At 50.5% G+C, this 16,252-nt stretch carries 14 protein-coding genes; 11 read left to right on the plus strand and 3 right to left on the minus strand.

What is annotated here, in order from left to right:
• Positions 1-39 precede the first annotated feature (39 nt).
• Both OEL90_RS04720 and OEL90_RS04725 read right to left on the minus strand, forming a co-directional pair.
• A complete protein-coding gene (locus OEL90_RS04720; protein WP_291399708.1) occupies positions 40-1,404 on the minus strand; it encodes an MATE family efflux transporter in 1,365 nt (454 codons plus the stop codon).
• Positions 1,405-1,726: 322 nt separating this feature from the next.
• On the minus strand, positions 1,727-3,133 hold the full coding sequence (locus OEL90_RS04725) for an MBL fold metallo-hydrolase RNA specificity domain-containing protein (protein WP_291399710.1): 1,407 nt from the start codon (positions 3,131-3,133) through the stop codon (positions 1,727-1,729).
• 221 nt (positions 3,134-3,354) lie between these two features.
• On the opposite strand from OEL90_RS04725, the gene OEL90_RS04730 reads away from it, so the two are divergent.
• The 7 genes from OEL90_RS04730 to lspA all read left to right on the plus strand — a co-directional run bounded on the left by OEL90_RS04730 (position 3,355) and on the right by lspA (position 11,181).
• Positions 3,355-4,260: a nitroreductase family protein gene (locus OEL90_RS04730; protein ID WP_291399712.1), complete on the plus strand. Its 906-nt coding sequence runs from the start codon at positions 3,355-3,357 to the stop codon at positions 4,258-4,260.
• A 103-nt stretch (positions 4,261-4,363) separates the two neighbouring features.
• Entirely contained in the window at positions 4,364-5,677 is a 1,314-nt protein-coding gene (locus OEL90_RS04735) for a L,D-transpeptidase family protein (RefSeq protein ID WP_291399714.1), read from the plus strand.
• Between the two features lie 285 nt (positions 5,678-5,962).
• Positions 5,963-7,528, plus strand: a complete 1,566-nt coding sequence (locus tag OEL90_RS04740; protein ID WP_300687325.1) for a putative glycoside hydrolase — start codon at positions 5,963-5,965, stop codon at positions 7,526-7,528.
• A gap of 88 nt (positions 7,529-7,616) precedes the next feature.
• The gene (gene pyrE, locus OEL90_RS04745) at positions 7,617-8,261 is read left to right on the plus strand and encodes an orotate phosphoribosyltransferase (protein WP_291399718.1); all 645 of its coding nucleotides are present in this window, start codon (positions 7,617-7,619) and stop codon (positions 8,259-8,261) included.
• A gap of 171 nt (positions 8,262-8,432) precedes the next feature.
• Positions 8,433-9,107 carry a tRNA (guanosine(46)-N7)-methyltransferase TrmB gene (gene trmB, locus OEL90_RS04750; protein ID WP_300687326.1) on the plus strand — a complete coding sequence of 225 codons (675 nt, stop codon included), beginning with the start codon at positions 8,433-8,435 and terminating at the stop codon, positions 9,105-9,107.
• A gap of 38 nt (positions 9,108-9,145) precedes the next feature.
• Positions 9,146-10,705, plus strand: a complete 1,560-nt coding sequence (gene cls / locus OEL90_RS04755) for a cardiolipin synthase (protein WP_291399722.1) — start codon at positions 9,146-9,148, stop codon at positions 10,703-10,705.
• 17 nt (positions 10,706-10,722) lie between these two features.
• Positions 10,723-11,181 carry a signal peptidase II gene (lspA, locus tag OEL90_RS04760; protein ID WP_291399723.1) on the plus strand — a complete coding sequence of 153 codons (459 nt, stop codon included), beginning with the start codon at positions 10,723-10,725 and terminating at the stop codon, positions 11,179-11,181.
• A gap of 181 nt (positions 11,182-11,362) precedes the next feature.
• Here the strand turns inward: lspA and OEL90_RS04765 are convergent, their stop codons facing one another.
• On the minus strand, positions 11,363-12,598 hold the full coding sequence (locus tag OEL90_RS04765) for a pyridoxal phosphate-dependent aminotransferase (RefSeq protein WP_300687328.1): 1,236 nt from the start codon (positions 12,596-12,598) through the stop codon (positions 11,363-11,365).
• 326 nt (positions 12,599-12,924) lie between these two features.
• Between OEL90_RS04765 and OEL90_RS04770 the strand changes: the two genes are divergently transcribed.
• From OEL90_RS04770 to OEL90_RS04785, 4 genes are all read left to right on the plus strand, one after another.
• The gene (locus OEL90_RS04770) at positions 12,925-13,266 is read left to right on the plus strand and encodes a hypothetical protein (protein ID WP_300687329.1); all 342 of its coding nucleotides are present in this window, start codon (positions 12,925-12,927) and stop codon (positions 13,264-13,266) included.
• Between the two features lie 13 nt (positions 13,267-13,279).
• Positions 13,280-14,059 (plus strand): enoyl-CoA hydratase-related protein, encoded by a 780-nt coding sequence (locus tag OEL90_RS04775; RefSeq protein ID WP_291399729.1) that lies wholly within the window; start codon positions 13,280-13,282, stop codon positions 14,057-14,059.
• A 12-nt stretch (positions 14,060-14,071) separates the two neighbouring features.
• Positions 14,072-14,926 (plus strand): 3-hydroxybutyryl-CoA dehydrogenase, encoded by an 855-nt coding sequence (locus tag OEL90_RS04780; RefSeq protein ID WP_291399731.1) that lies wholly within the window; start codon positions 14,072-14,074, stop codon positions 14,924-14,926.
• 282 nt (positions 14,927-15,208) lie between these two features.
• Positions 15,209-16,237: an LCP family protein gene (locus OEL90_RS04785; RefSeq protein WP_300687331.1), complete on the plus strand. Its 1,029-nt coding sequence runs from the start codon at positions 15,209-15,211 to the stop codon at positions 16,235-16,237.
• The last annotated feature ends 15 nt before the right edge of the window (positions 16,238-16,252 follow it).

The raw sequence follows: 16,252 nt of genomic DNA on the forward strand, positions 1-16,252 counted from the left end.
TCAGCGGCCGATGGCTGAGGCAGGTTCAATGCGCCAAATTTACACCTGTGGCGGCAAGGCCTCCTCCTGGGAAGCCTGGGCAGCGTTCATCTGCTGGTAGAGCTTAGACAGCATGAAGATACTGACTATGGTAGAGATGACGTCCGCTGCCGGGTAAGTCAGCCAGACGCCCGTCAGGCCGAGTCCCGTCACGGCTGGAATAATATACATCAAAGGAATGAAGAGAATGAACTGCCTGAGGAGCGACAAGAACAGCGCAGGCTTCGCTTTTCCAAGGGCCTGATAGACGGAGGCACTCATTATTTGGATAGAGACAAAAGGAATTGCAGCGATGATGATTCGAAGCGCTTTGGCTCCAATGTCAATGACCTCCTGCTCAGGCGTAAAGAGCCTCATGATGAGTGCCGGGAAAAGCTGGGCTATGAGCCAGCCAAAGCTGGACATTGCAATGAGCACAATTTGCGCGATCCTGATGGACTCCCTGACGCGGTCAAAGCGTCTGGCGCCGAAGTTGAAGCCGGCGATAGGCTGGAAGCCCTGAAGGACACCAAACATGGGCATGAACAGAAAAGAGATGATGCGGTTGATGGCGCCGAAGGCTGAAAGTGCAATGTCGCCGCCGTACTGGACAATGGAAGTGTTCAGGAAGATCGCGAGAATGCTCCCCCCAACCTGTCGGGAAAACGCCGGGAAGCCAAGCTGCAGGATTTCGGACATATAAGCGGCATGGGGTCTGAGATGGTGGGGTTTAATCGCAAAAATGCTTTTTCCGCTGTACATGTAGATCAAGAGGTAGATGAAGGAGACGAATTGCGAAAGGATCGTCGCGATTGCGGCGCCGCGGATCCCCATGTCCAGGGCGAAGATAAAGATGGGATCCAGGATAATGTTCAGGCCGGCGCCAATCATCATGGAAACCATGGCGACCATGGCGTTGCCCTCAGAGCGCACTATGTTGTTGCCGACTACTGAAAAGCTGAAGAATACAGCCCCGTAGAAGATGACGGACATGTAGTCTCTCGCGTAGGGCAGTACGTCAACTGAAGCGCCGAAGAGCTTCAAAATGGGGTCAAGGAGGAGCGATCCGACGATCATGATGAGCACGCCAAGGATCACAATGAGGACGTAAGCGTTGCCGGCGACGTTGTCCGCCTTCTCGCTGTCGCCCTCTCCAAGGCTGATGGACGCCAGCGCGCCGCCGCCAATGCCGACCATTTGACCGACGGCGAGGATAAACATCTGAATGGGAAAAGCCACAGTCAGACCGGCCATCCCCAGAAATCCTACGCCTTGACCAATGTAAATGGCATCCACGATGTTATATAGCGCATTGACGATCATGGCCAATGTCGCAGGAACGGAAAGCTTTAAAAGCAGTTTTCCGATGGGCGCGTTCGCAAGCATTTGTTGTCTTTCATTCTGGTTGATAATCCTGCACCTCCTGTAATAAAGCATTAATTTGCTGTCTTAACAAGGAAGCAGTATATCATAAAATGAAGGGTTGTTCAATTTTGTTAAAGGATATACAAAATGACAAGGTCGCATGGAAGTTGGTGACAGCGGCCTGCGGCCTATCGATCCGTTCTTCCATTCGTGGTTTTCCGCTCCAAATGAAACTCAGTGTTGAAACTCGGTGTCTGACACCGAGTTTCAACACTGAGTTTCACATCAAAATAGACGCAGGCGGCTTTCACCACCTGCGTCTTCCTATGCGAACTATCTGGCTTTACACTTCATAGAATTCCTTCGGATCCGCCACAATAACACGGGTGTTTGGCAGTCTGCTTTCCATTTCTTCAGCGAAGGCATGGCTTCTTGGGGCTTCGCCATGGTTGATGAAAAGGTGGCTCAAATGCGGCTCGAGAGGCTCCAGCCAGTTGTCCAGGGCGGCCTGATCCGCGTGGCCCGAATAACCTTCGACGAATTCGATGCGGGCATTGACCTTTATAGGATCGTTGAAGAGGTGGATGTCCTTCAGGCCATCTTTCAACGCCCGACCCAGAGTACCTTCTGCTTGGAATCCAATGAACACCAGCGTGGTCTCTCGCTTCCAAAGATAATGCTTCAAATGGTGGCGGATTCTGCCGGCTTCACACATGCCGCTGGCGGAGATAATAACTTTAGACTTGGGTGAGCGGTCCAGTGCCATTGAGGCTTCGTGCTCAGAGACATAGGTGACATTAGGCGCATCGAAAGGATTTTCGGGACTCTTGACTTTTGCGGCGACCTCCGGCCTGTAGTAGTCGGCAAACTTTTCGTAAATCCCGGTCGCGTGAATGGCAAGCGGACTGTCTACAAAGATGGGGATGTCGTAAAAGTCATCCAGTCGGTCTAAACTGACATAGTGGGCTTTTAGTTCAAAAATGATTTCCTGCGTTCTGCCTACTGCGAAAGATGGGATTAGGACTGTGCCGCCCTTCTCCATGGTTTCTTCAATGATTTCCGCCAGCTGCGAAGCCCGGCGCCGCGTGTTGTGGTGGTATTCCAGACCGTAGGTGGACTCGATGACGACGGCCTGTGCCGGTTCAGGATGATCCGCGGCAGGGAGCATAGGATTATTGCCTGAGCCAAGATCACCTGAAAAGAGAATAGATTTCAGCAAACCGTCCTCAAGCCATTCAATCCTGACAGAGGATGAGCCGAGGAGATGACCGGCATCAAAGTATTCAAAGGTCAGGGCTTCAGATACCTGGTGCTTTTTTCTGTAAGGCATAGGGTACAAATAGGGAACGGTTTCCTCCGCGTCATCAAAGGAATACAGGGGTTCGACCTCGTCAAGTCCGGCGCGCATCCGCTTTCTGTTTTCCCATTCGTTTTCTTCCTCGTGAATTTTTCCGCTGTCCTTCATGAGGATTTCTGCGAGCGCTGCAGTGGGATAGGTACAGAAGATTTTGCCTCTGAAACCCTGCTTATAAAGGAGAGGCAAGCGTCCGGAGTGGTCGATATGGGCATGGGTCAGAATGACAAAATCGATTTCCGATGCTTTGAAATCCAGTGGCTGGTAGTTTTGTCGAACAATGATCTCATCCCCCTGGAACTGCCCAAAATCCACGAGAAACTTATGTCCTGCGCCTTCCAGCAAACACCCTGAGCCCGTGACCTGGCCGGCAGCGCCAAGAAATCTGATTTTCACCATAAACGCCCCTTTCAAATTATAGTCAATAATTTTGTGTGAATTGGGTAAAAAGTAGAGTACAACACAAAAATTCGGTAAAATGATATTACGCTATTTGTTATACCCAGTACACAGAGAAATTCCCGTTTTTACATCTTAAACGGAACATTTTCACACCAGTTAAAAGGACTATGGTATAATTTTGTACAGTGTATGAATACTTTAATGAGGTGATTCGGATGAAAATGATCAAAGTCATGGAAAAACGCAAAACGATTCGCGAGTACAAAGATGCAGCACTATCCGCCAATATAATGAATCATGTCCGCGAGACCATCACGAGCATACCTCCCCTCACTGAGACGGCCACCGTCGAAATTGGCGTTCTTCAGGATGGCAGCAGTGTTTATAAAGCACTTGACGGTATTGTAGGATATCACGGCATTATGATCAAAGCGCCTCATTATCTCGTCATGATGTGTGAAGACCGCGAAGAGAATTTCATTGCGGCAGGGCACGCGGGAGAGTGGCTAAGCCTCGAACTTACCAAAATTGATCTTGGAAGCTGCTGGCTTCAGACGGCAGCAAAAAGTGACCTTGTCAAAGAGAAGCTAGGGATTCAGAGTGAACTGGTAGTCGCGTCCATCCTCGCTTTTGGCGAACCAAAGGGCGGCACCAGACTTTCAAGAATTTACGACGCTTCAGGGGATCATTCAGCTTCTGCATTGACTAAATTTGGCTATCCGTACATCGACGCCTCCTATAAGGATGAGTCTCACAGCGACCGGTTGTCGATCAGCGAAATCGTATACAACAAAACCTTCGGCAATATCATGTCGCTGGATGAGATTGAGCAGCTAGGCTTCGAAGAAGTATTTTTCTATATGCGTTTTGCGCCATCCTGGGGGAACTTACAGCCGTGGAGATTCGTCTTACAACCAGACAGGCTGATTTTGGCCATGAAGCGCAACGAGACTCTCGAAGCGCACACGGGTCTGATCGACGCCGGAATCGCTATGCTCTATCTGGACAGCGCCATGAAGAGCAAGGGCTTTTCCGGAAACTGGCTTGTCGGTGAAACGCAGTGCGCTGAAAAAGCTATGATTCCTGGAGACTATTGGATCGCAGGCTGTTATAAGTTTTAGAATTTCTTTAATACTAAAAACCTGAAATTCTGCAGTTTGAAAACAATCAGTCTCAGAGCCCATTTGGTGTCCCGGGAAGACAGGCAAAAGGAGGATTGCTGCAATGATGACCTGGAGTCTAAAGAAGACCACCGCATCAGAACGGCACACGCATAAACTGCCAAAAATCCTGATCACGGCCATATTGTTATTGGTCATGGCGATCAGCAGCACCTATGCCTATGGTGTTGACATTGATGCAGAGAAACCCTATACCATCCTTGAAACCTATTACTCTCAACTGCCCGAAGACCTGTCAGTGACACTCAAATATGACAGATACCCAGCGCCGGAGCACTACGTCGTGATGTTGAACGGAACGACCAACATCCGCAGTAAACCCGGACTCGACGGCAAAATTATCAAAAAAGCTCAGCTCAACGAAAAAATTTCAGTCATTCAAAAAGTGGAAGGCCGCAAGTGGAGCAGCACCAGCAGCCCTTACTGGTACCGCGTCTACTGGAAAGACGTCAACGGCATGAACCGTTTTGGCTTCATCACAGCGGATCTTGCGACGAAGAGGGAATTCCAGTTTGACAAAATGTTTGCTGAGCTGCTGCACCTTGAAAAGAATGTCAACGGAAAGAGAACGGGCTATATTGACAACTTCAGAAATGTTAACGGCGCGCCGCCTTTGTTCCAGGGACAATATGCCCAGGACAACTACGGTATCGAGCGCTATCAAGCCGCACCCGGCTATAAGGAGCCAAACACGTCGTCGACCTTCAGATATATCCAGGACGGCCGGCTGGTGGACATTTTGGGTGAGTCTGGCAGCTTCTACAAGGTCAATGTCATTGACCTGAGGGAGACCTTCTATATTCCTAAGAAGTATATCACCGAAAGAAATTCGATTCAGGAACTGAAGCAGACTATCGTCATTGACAGAAAAAATCAGAACGAAGGCGTCTTCGAGAAAATCGACGGCAAATGGCATATGATTTCCTATGTTTATGCGACGACAGGCGCCCAGGACAAGTATCGCTATCCAACAGACCTTGGGGACTTTATGGCGATCTACACTCGAGATAAGTTTCTTTATCTGGATGACGAGACCAAAGAGCTTGCAGGGTATGCGCCCTATGCCATCCGCTTTAATGGCGGGGCCTTCATTCACGGCGTGCCGGTCAACTACACGCTGGTCAGACAGCGCGTCGTCATCTCGCCGGCTGTTTACGACGCTGAGGGCAATGTTGTCACGCCGGCGGTGACTGCAGTCAGGATCGTCGACTATAAGGATCCGGGCATGATAGAATTCTCTTCAGGCCTTGGAACGGTACCGCGATCCCATAAATGTGTGAGGAACTACACCAGCCACGCGAAATTCCTGTATGACTGGATTAATATTGGCGAAGCTTCCGTCATCGTCATTGAATAGCATCGACAAAAGGTGCTGACGGAAAAGGTCGCGTGATATGAGTGAATGGAAGACAAAAAGATTATGTAAAACAAACAAACGAATGACCATCGACAGAAATGGGATGGGTATGATAAAATTTAAACGAAATAGCAGGTTCGGCAGAGCATGTGCCCAATCTTTTAATAGAAGTTTATAGCTGATCATACCTGCAACGACATAAGAAATTTAACTACACCATCTGAAGGCAGGAAGCCTGAAAAGTGTTTCCTGTCTTCAGTTTTGTAGTCAAGGATGAGGTGGCCTGTGTTTAAATTGAGTAGTGAAGTGAGAAAATCGGATGCGCAAAAACGTCCATACCGGCGATGTGTTGGTATTTTGGCCGGCGCGCTCGCAGTCCTAACGCTGGGCGCATGCAGCGCGACTCCGGCTCAGGAGGCGGTGAACGGTTTTGGGGATGCTTTTAAATCCGGCCAGGTCATAACGACTGCGGAACATGCCTTGATCGCGAGCAACCTGAATATCCGGGATGCCATACATAAAGGTCGTGCAGTTCTAGAGGCGAAGCTGAGAGAAGAGATTTTAAAGAATACGGTGTATGTCAAGGCAGACAATAAGTCTGTCTATGCCGCTGAAAGCTTGGCAGAGCCCGCTGCAGGCAACTTTAAGAAAGGTACATCCTTTTACGTGGTGAGCAGGAAGGCTGCGGCTAATGGGTCAGGCGAGCTGCTTCAAGTAAAGCGGGCTTATGAGGATGCCGCAACCCTGGGATGGATGGATTCCAACGGACTCGCGGCCTCCAGGTCAGAGCTGATCCAGTCACCTTACGCGGGTGCTGACTACGAGGCGTTTGTGCGGCCTTATGAATATCCTGAAAATCCAAGGGTCAAGGTCAAGGGGGTCTACGTCACCGGACATTCGGCGGCGGGTGCTAAGCTTGAGCAGCTGATTCAGCTGGCGGACACTACGGACATCAATGCTTTTGTCATTGACGTTCTGGACGACAACGGACACCTGCTTTTTAAGAGTGATAAGGCAGAAGAATTCGTTCCGGGTGTCAACGATAAAGTTTATATCAAGGACATGGAAGCCTTCATTAAGCGCCTGAAGGAAAAGGACATTTACCTGATTGCCAGAATTGTCACCTTCAAATCGCCAAAGTTCGCAAAGGCACATCCTGAACGCGCGATCACGGTCCGCGCTACCGGTCAGCCCTATGTAGGCAATGATAAAATTCTTTGGGTATCCCCTCACGACCGCATGCTTTGGGATTATAACGTTTCAGTGGCGGAAGAGGCGGCGAGGCTCGGCTTTGACGAAATCCAGTTCGACTACGTGCGCTTTCCGGCGTCGAACGGCGGCAAGCTTGACGCTTCTCTGGACTACAGAAATCCCGAAAATGAGACCAAAACCGCGGCCATTCAGAAGTTTCTCGTCTATGCCCACGAACGGCTGAGTCCTCTTGGCGTCTATACGGCAGCAGACGTCTTTGGCTGGGCGGCGTCCTCCCAGAATGACGTCGGCATAGGACAGCACTGGGAAGCCATCTCCAATGTCGTAGACTACCTTTGTCCAATGATGTACCCAAGCCATTATGGTCCGGGCAATTACGGCTTTGCTGTTCCGGACGCAAACCCCTACGGCGTCATTGATAAGGGGATCAAGGATTCCCTGGACCGCAACCTCAACATAGAAACGCCTGGCACGCTCCGCCCGTGGATTCAGGACTTTACCGCAACCTGGGTCAGAGGCCACATCCGCTATGGTGAAGCTGAACTCAGGGCTCAAATTGAGGCGTTGAAGGCAAACGGGGTGGATGAATATCTCCTTTGGAACGCAGGCAACAGTTATACGTCAGGCGCGTTGAAATGATGAATCACCTGTTGGCCGGTGAGATCCGGATTGAATTTGCGACCATCGGCAGGGCTTAAAATAGAATGAATTACGTGGAGGGATGGAAATGGACATAAAATCAGGCAAGGACTACGCGGAAATGCTGCTTTCCATAGGCGCTGTCAGCATTCGGGGAGAGGATGCTTTGTTTACCTGGGCATCCGGGATCAAGTCCCCAATTTATTGTGACAACAGGCTGGTCATTGGTTACCCGGACATCAGAAAGAGCATTGCCCGGGGGATCGCTCAGAAGATGACCGCAGATTTCGGGGCGGATTTCGACCTCGTCGCAGCGACGGCAACTGCCGGGATTCCTCATGGCGCGTGGGTCAGCGACATTCTGGAGAAACCCATGGTCTATGTCCGTTCGAGCCAGAAAGAGCACGGAAAGGGTAATCAGATCGAGGGGCCTTACAAGGCTGGGCAGCGCGTGCTCCTCGTGGAAGATCTTTTGTCCACCGGCGGCAGCTCGCTGAAATGCGTTGAGGCGCTGGAGGCGGAGGGCCTGGAGGTGCTCAAGATATACGGCATTTTCAACTACGGCTTTGAGTCCATGAAGCTCAGATTAGCAGAGCGCAATATGCCTTATGAAACCCTGACGGACTACCCGACGCTGCTGGAGCTGCTCCGCGACCAGGGGAAACTGACCCGGGAAGAGGCAGAGCGTCTTGCGCTGTTCAGCGATAATCCGAGAATTTTTACGGAAGACTAAAGGGTGCTCCATGGCGGTGCCTGAAGTTCCGGAATTAAACACGTATTTGCAGGGAGCGCAGGCGCGCTCCTTTTGCTTTGAGCGGTGTCTTTAATAAGTGCCTTGAAGTTGAAGGCGCCAAGGTGTTACCTGTCAAAGGGTTGTGGTATAATCTCTCTGGAGGGATTCAACATGCGTATGAGAAAAAAGCCCGGGACGGACGAGAAACTGTCGGTCAAAGGTGAATTGTTAATCAAAAAGCCGGAAGTATTTAAAGGCCGTTGGCATAAGGCCTTTTCAAATGATATGCCTGTCCATCTTGAGCTGGGGTGCGGCAAAGGCCAGTTTGTCACGGGGCTCGCAGCCCGTTACCCCAACCTCAATTTTGTGGCGGTGGAAATCAAGGGTGAAGTCATCCTGCAGGCCATAGAGCGCGCGGAAGCTCAGGGCCTTTCCAATATCAGGTTTATCCACGGGAATATTCGAGAGCTGGACACGTGGTTCGCACCGGATGAGGTGTCGCATCTCTATCTGAATTTCAGCGATCCGTGGCCCAAAGGCCGTCACGACAAGCGACGCCTGACCCATCACAGGTTCCTGAAGAGCTATTCAAAGATTTTGTCTGCCGATGGTTGGGTGCACGTCAAAACCGACAACCGCGACCTCTTTGAATTCACCCTCAATCAGTGCTTCGACCTGAACCTCAAGCTCAGAAACCTTTCCCTCGACCTGCACGGCATTTTGCCGCGGGGCAAGTTCGAGCGAAGCGCGCCGGAGGGCATCATCACGACGGAGTATGAGGATCGTTTCACCAGACTGGGCATGCCCATCCACTATGTGGAGATCAGCCTCAAGTCACTGAAATAACCATAATTGAATTCAAACGAAGGAGGTTGCGAATAGACATGGACAAAATCCTGAGAAGAAGCATCGTCGCTTTGGTGTTGATTGCTGTGGGCGCTTTGGTCTTTGAAGCGTATGTCCTACTGATGCAGAGCGCCTTCTTTGAGCAGGCTTTTTTGGGGGGGCTCAAAACCTTTATCAACTGGGGCTTTGCCATCTATATTTTTTTGGTGGGCATTGTTATTTTGATTGAGAACAAGAATCCGTCCAAGACCATCTCCTGGCTGCTGGTGCTCTATTTGCTGCCTTTTGTGGGATTTGTCTTCTACATTCTCTTTGGCGGGCACTATCGCGACAGATACAGGGTGAGGCAAAAGCGCAGCGGTGACTATCCGAGGTCCAACATGGAAAATGCCGCCGAAATTCAGAAGGAAATCATTGACTACATTGAATTGTTCCGAGGTGAAGCGGACGCTGTCAATAACCGCATGATCAATCTGCTGCTTCGAAATTCCAATTCGCCCTTCACCATCAACAACAGGGTGGAGATTCTGACCAACGGAGAGGCGACGTTTGAGCGCATCTTCGAGCGCATAGAACAGGCCCGGAATCATGTACATGTCGAATTTTTCATTATTAGGAATGATATTCTGGGCAACCAGTTTAAGGAGCTTCTGATCCGAAAGGCCAGGGAAGGCGTGCGTGTCCGGCTCATCTATGACAGCGTAGGGTGCTGGAAGCTGGGAAAAGGCTACGTTCAAGACTTGAAGGACAATGGCTGTGAAGTCTGCCCGTTTTTTCCGGTGACCTTTCCGGTGTTGTCCAGGGAGCTGAATTACAGAAACCACAGGAAAATAGTCATTGTGGATGGCCATACAGGCTTCCTGGGTGGCCACAATGTCGGAGATGAGTATCTGGGCAAAAAGCATCTGGGCTTTTGGAGGGATACGCACATCATGATGGAGGGCGAATCGGTCTACTCGCTCCAGGACATTTTTCTGAACGACTGGGCCTTCGTCTCGGGTATGGATGTCAAGCCTGAGGGAATGTTTCCGAAGCTTTCTAACTATGGCGAGACCATGACCCAAGTGATCTCCAGCGGCCCGGACTCAAACTGGAAGACGATCCTGCAGGCGTATTTCGCCATGATCTCCTCGGCAGAGGACAGGATCTGGATCACGTCGCCCTATCTGGTGCCCGAGGAAAGCCTGAAAATGGGGCTGATCACCGCGGCACTCAGCGGGATCGACGTCAGAATTATCATCCCGTCAAAGCCGGACCATTTCTTTGTCTTCTGGTCGACGCAGGATAATATAGAGGAGCTTTTGGAGGCCGGCGTCAAAGTCTACGAGTACCAGAACGGCTTTATTCACAGCAAGGTACTGCTCATGGACGGCGTGGCGGCAACTGTTGGCACAGCCAACCTGGACATTCGCAGTCTGGAAATGAATTTTGAGGTGAACGCCTTTATCTACGATCCGGAAGTGGTGCGCAGGCTGGAAGCGGATTTTTACAGAGACATGGAGGACAGCGTATTGCTGGACTATGACGTATTCAAGAAAAGGCCGTTCCGCAGAAAATTGCTTGAAGCTGTGGGCAGGCTGGTGTCGCCGCTGCAATAGCAAACAAGGAGGGAAACATGATTTATTGGGGTTTGATTATCGTCATTATTGCCGTTGACCAGTGGTCGAAGCAGCTGGCGATCAGCAAGTTGTTGCCGGTACGTTCCATTGAATTGATACCGGATGTGTTTCATTTGACGTTTACGCGCAATACCGGCGCGGCGTTCAGTATTTTGAGGGATAAGCAGCTGATCCTGATCATCTTCACTTCGCTGGTGATCCTGTTCATGATTGGGCTGCTGTACCGTCAGATCAAGAACGGCAGTTCAGTGCTTCTCCTGCTGTCGCTGGCCATGATCATAGGCGGCGCCTTAGGCAATCTGATCGACCGGATGCGCTACAATTACGTGGTCGACTTCTTCGACTTCACGTTGATCAATTTCGCGGTCTTTAATATAGCGGACATTTTTATAACGGTGGGGACCGTTGCGCTGATGCTCTATGTGATTGTGGATGGGAAGGCGCTAGATTTTTGAAAAAGGAAATAGGGATCTGATACCAATTTCCACTTTGGCTAAAGCTGCTCATTGTGATCCTCAAGTTTTTGATCCCAATGACATGAATTAAACAAAAACAAAAAGCGGGCCGCGGCCCGCTTTTTCACATGTCTGGACTGTTTTTATTTGACGTCAGGCTCCTGCTTCAATAACTTGAGTCTTAGACGTACTTCTTAATCATTGCTGGCGCTACGCGGCACTTTTCCTCCGAAACCGCGCAAGGCGCGAATCTGAGTCCCCCTTGAAGCGGAATTGCGAAAAGGTTTTCTTTTTTAAGCGCGTTTGAAACTGAAGCTGGGTCTTTACATGGGATTGTGATAAAAAAGCCATCTCTGAACGGGCATGTTTCGAGCCCGACCTTTTTGGCTTCTTCCATGAAAACTGCGTTTCTGCGGTCCAGCATCGCCTTAAAGACCTGGCGCTCTTCCTCGGCCTTGTCAAACAGCGCAGGGTCCTTATAAATATCCGCCAGAACCCGCATGGCGGCGCGTGTGCCGTTCGACCAGGCCGCACGGTTGGAATAGGCGCAGACGTCTTTGAATTCCATAGCCAAATCCTGTGTGGCGGCAAGGCAGATAATAGCGCCGCCCCGCATGCCATACATGGTGTAGCCCTTGGAAAGGCTGAAGGCTGTCAGGACCAGCAGGTTCTGCGGCAGGTCCCCGAAGTGCTTGAAGAAGTCCCTGGAAGCGTCGATGCTGCCGGCGAAATCAATGTAGGCGACGTCGACCATGAGGATAATTTTCTTGGAAGGATCCGCCGCTTTTTCCCTGAGGAAGCCCATGATTTCCTGCCATTCCCCGTCAGAGATGGAATAGCCCGTCGGATTGTGAGCAGGCGTGTTAAGGATGATGAGGACGCGTTCCTGGGCTGCGATCAGCTCTGAAGCTGCGGCTTTGAAAGCGTCCACGTTCATGCCGTCTCCTTTGAAATAATCGAAAGTCCTGACACGGCGGCCGTGCTCTTCGGCAATGGTCTTGTAGGGTGCCCAGTACCAGTTGGCGATCAGGATCTCGTCGCCCATTTCCGTGTAGTTCCAGACGGCATGCTTGATGGCCCCTGTGCCGCCCGGGGTTGCGACAGCCTCGGAATAAGCGTTGGGTTTATGGCCTCTGAAGCATGCGTCCTGAACGGCGCTCAAATAATCCGGCAGACCGGCGATAGGCGCATAGGCCCCCAGCTCGGAATCCGGCAAGGTGTGAAGCCGCTCCATGACGGTAGGGAGGAACGCCAGTTGACCACTGTCGTCCATCAAAACGCCCAGCGTGGAATTGATGACTTTTTCAAAACCGTACTTTGCTTCAGCGTCCTGGGCCTCGCGGCCGGTGCCAAAAATGACATCAGGAACGACGGGCCGCTTGGAATGCGGCGCGACCATGCTGAATGAATTGCTCATAATTAAACCTCCTGTTGATCTGTGTATTATGTCCGCTGAATCAGGCGCAGGAACAGCCGTCGGTGACACATTTTCAACTATCATACAAAATCGCTTCGTTAAATGCAATGCCGATGTCAGAAAATTGTATCTTTTTGTGACTATCGGCAAAAGATTCAGCATAGGTCATTAGTTTTTTCAGGTTGGCATCATCGCGTCCCCTTTGTCTTTCAAGCCCATGGCCAGGCTGTCAAGATTCCCTCGCGGTTGGCACGGAAGTGGTGTATAATGTGGTAGACAGGCCATTACAGGCTTTTTGCCGATGGTGTTGTAAAGGAGTTGTGCGGATGGCGTTCTTGCAGTCTTACCTTAAATTCACCGGCATTATGCTGGGTGCGTCGGTCATTCTCGGGATTTTGGCGGCGCTGCTGACAGAACTGAAGCTGCTGCAGGGCATTTATGTCGTTCTGTTTGCGGTGGGTGTACTCTGTCTGCTTTACGCGTCGGCCATGCTGGTGGGCACACCGAGAAAGCGGTTTGAATACTACATGAAGATGGAGTATGATTCGGACAGCGCAAAACCCAAAAATGCCAAAACCTACGAGTCCTTTGGCGTATTGCCGGGATTGCTTGGGATCACGGCCATTGTCTTCGGGTTTTTACTCGAAGCTTTGAATAGATCACTGTAAAGGGAGGAACATTATGTCGTATGAATTTTTGAAAGTCGAACAGAAAAATGCCGTCGCGGTTGTTTCACTGAATCGGCCTGAGGTGCTGAACGCGCTTAATGAAGCTGTGCTTGAGGAACTTTACGAGTGCATGGAGCAGCTTAACTCGGCACTTGAGACCAGAGCAGTGATATTGACAGGAGCAGGCAGAGCTTTTGTGGCGGGCGCTGACATTCAGGCCATGTCCGTCATGTCCCCTGAAGAGGGGCAGCGCTTCTCCGAACTGGGCATGAAGGTGATGACCCGGATTGAAACCCTTGAAAAGCCTGTAATAGCTGCGATCAATGGCTTCGCCATAGGTGGGGGATGCGAATTGGCGCTGGCGTGTGACCTGCGCCTTGCCGGCAAGTCCGCTAAGATGGGACAGCCTGAGGTTACCTTGGGGATCAGTCCCGGATTTGGCGCGTCCCAGCGGCTGCCGCGGCTGGTGGGTATGGCATCGGCCATGGAGCTGATATTGACGGGCTCGTTAATCAAAGCTGAGGAAGCACTGAGAATTGGGCTGGTCAGCCATGTCTACGAGGATGAGGCGTTAATGGAGGAGGCTTTGGCACTCGCTGAGAAAATCGCTGCCAACCCATGGGTGGCGGTCAAGTATGCCAAGAAAGCCATGCGTCAAAGTCTGGATCTTGAAATAGGTCAGGGCTGCGCTTACGAAAGCGCTGTATTTGGCCTGACCTTCGCTACCGAAGATCAAAAGGGCGCTATGAAGGCGTTTGTCGATAAATCAAAATACACTGCAAAGCACCGCTAGGGGGAGACAAGCATGAAAACAATAGGGATAATTGGAACCGGTACTATGGGTCTTGGCATTGTTCAGGCTGTCGCAATGAGCGACGTCGAGCGCGTTGTTGTGAAGGGACTTAATGATCAGCTTCTGGATCAGGCGTTTGCAACGCTTAACAAAACCTTTTCCAAACTCGTCGAAAAGGGAAAAATGGATCAGGCGCAAATGGAAAGCCTGCTCCACAAAATATTCGGGACCACAGAGGATGAGGACCTGGCTGATTGTGACCTGATTATTGAAGCTGCCGTTGAAAATATGAAGATCAAAAAGGAGATTTTTGCAGCACTGGATCGCGTTGTAAAGCCAAGCGCTATTCTGGCAACCAACACTTCATCTCTCAGCATCACGGAAATTTCTTCTGCAACCAATAGACCAGACAAGGTTATTGGCATGCACTTTTTTAATCCGGTGCCTTTGATGAAGCTGGTAGAGATCATATGCGGCATAGCGACCTCGCCTGAGACTTATGAGGCCATAAAAGCGCTGTCCGAGCGCATGGGCAAGGAACCGGTCCGCGTGGAAGAGGCGCCTGGGTTTGTCGTCAACCGGATCCTGATACCTATGATCAACGAAGCTATAGGCGTGTTGGCAGACGGTGTGGCGGAGCCTCAGGACATAGACAAAGCCATGATGCTGGGGGCAAATCATCCCATTGGACCTTTGGCGCTGGCGGATCTCATAGGCAATGATGTTAATCTGGCCATCATGGAGGTCCTCTACAATGAGTTTGGCGACTCGAAGTACCGCCCGCATCCGCTCCTGAGAAAAATGGTGCGAGGGGGACTTTTAGGCAGAAAGACCGGCAAGGGCTTCTACGATTACAGCGGGAAGTAAGGTTCTTAAGAAAGAATTAATTTTTGGCTGGCCCCTAGTGTCCTGTGAATACTAAAACTACAACATAATACTGCGGTAAAATTTCGCGGAACAAGGCGGAGGAATGAGCGATACTGGATAGTATCGTGATTGACGACAACGCTGTAATGCGAAATTTTAACCAGTAGTATGTCTGGTTTTAGTGTATACAGGACACTTGCCTGAAAAAAATTCTGTGGTATGATATGAATAGTGATTTTTTGGCGGTTTCAGTTTCTGTTTGAGCCGTGGAAGGGGAATTCAATGAGATACTATGTCAAAGTATTTTTTATCGCGTTTATCGCGTTTTCACTCATATTCGCCGGTGGAATTTTTGCCTATCAAAAATTCTATACCCCGGGCGGAGGAAGTGAGGTCGATCCGTTGAATCCCGGTGATCCGGCTGAGGAGGAACCATCCAACGAACTGGAGAGAATGGTCAAAGATGGTAAGCGGATCAATGTGCTTCTTGTGGGCGTGGACGGCGGTCGAAGTGACACGCTGATGCTGCTTTCCTTTGATCCGAAGCATAAGCTTGGGAATATTGTTTCAGTACCCCGGGACACCTATTTTCACATTGAAGGCAAGGATGCAGCGGATCTAAGAAAGATCAACGCGGTCTATGGCTTCAAAGGGGATGACGGCGGTGCCCCTGGCGTAGCCAAGGCGGTCAGCGCTATCCTGGGCGTGCCGGTGCATCATTACGTCAAACTCGACTATGAAGCCGTTGAGGCCGTGGTCGACGTCGTTAAGGGCATTGAAGTTGATGTGCCGTTTGACATGGATTATGATGATCCTTATGCGGATCCGCCGCTTCACATTCATTTTGATAAGGGCTTACAGACCTTAAACGGCGAGGAAGCGGTCGAATATCTCAGATGGCGTAAAAACAACGGTTCTGAAGGCCAGGGCGACTTACCAAGAATTGGGCGTCAGCAGGATTTTGTCGTGACTTTGGCCAAGAAAGCCATTGGTCTAAAACTGCCCATGGTCATCAAAACAGTTTTTGATTACCTTGAAACAGATATGAATCTTGGAGATATGGTTTACCTGGCTTCGGTGGGCATTGGCGTCGATTTTTCGAAGCTTGAGTCCACGACTATACCAGGTGAAGTCGGCATGAAAAATGGCGGTTCCTACCTGTTCCACGATCCTGAGCAGACTTACGAATTAATGAAAGGCATCTACGAACGCACCCCTGAAAGTGATGCTGCAGCTGAAGCGGAGGCTGCGGCAGCTGCTGAAGCGGAAGCTGGCGCTGGATCTGAAGAGAGTGAAGACAATAAAAATTAAAGCAATAAACGGGTG

The sequence above is a fragment of the Acidaminobacter sp. genome (assembly GCF_030247605.1).
Taxonomy (GTDB): Bacteria; Bacillota; Clostridia; order Peptostreptococcales; family Acidaminobacteraceae; genus Acidaminobacter.

Bases quoted from the DNA above. Each gene is read 5' to 3' on its own strand.
- OEL90_RS04720 (WP_291399708.1), bottom strand. From the start codon at position 1,404: ATGCTTGCGAACGCGCCCATCGGAAAACTGCTTTTAAAGCTTTCCGTT.
- OEL90_RS04730 (WP_291399712.1), top strand. From the start codon at position 3,355: ATGAAAATGATCAAAGTCATGGAAAAACGCAAAACGATTCGCGAGTAC.
- OEL90_RS04735 (WP_291399714.1), top strand. From the start codon at position 4,364: ATGATGACCTGGAGTCTAAAGAAGACCACCGCATCAGAACGGCACACG.
- pyrE (WP_291399718.1), top strand. From the start codon at position 7,617: ATGGACATAAAATCAGGCAAGGACTACGCGGAAATGCTGCTTTCCATA.
- trmB (WP_300687326.1), top strand. From the start codon at position 8,433: ATGCGTATGAGAAAAAAGCCCGGGACGGACGAGAAACTGTCGGTCAAA.
- cls (WP_291399722.1), top strand. From the start codon at position 9,146: ATGGACAAAATCCTGAGAAGAAGCATCGTCGCTTTGGTGTTGATTGCT.
- lspA (WP_291399723.1), top strand. From the start codon at position 10,723: ATGATTTATTGGGGTTTGATTATCGTCATTATTGCCGTTGACCAGTGG.
- OEL90_RS04765 (WP_300687328.1), bottom strand. From the start codon at position 12,598: ATGAGCAATTCATTCAGCATGGTCGCGCCGCATTCCAAGCGGCCCGTC.
- OEL90_RS04770 (WP_300687329.1), top strand. From the start codon at position 12,925: ATGGCGTTCTTGCAGTCTTACCTTAAATTCACCGGCATTATGCTGGGT.
- OEL90_RS04775 (WP_291399729.1), top strand. From the start codon at position 13,280: ATGTCGTATGAATTTTTGAAAGTCGAACAGAAAAATGCCGTCGCGGTT.
- OEL90_RS04780 (WP_291399731.1), top strand. From the start codon at position 14,072: ATGAAAACAATAGGGATAATTGGAACCGGTACTATGGGTCTTGGCATT.
- OEL90_RS04785 (WP_300687331.1), top strand. From the start codon at position 15,209: ATGAGATACTATGTCAAAGTATTTTTTATCGCGTTTATCGCGTTTTCA.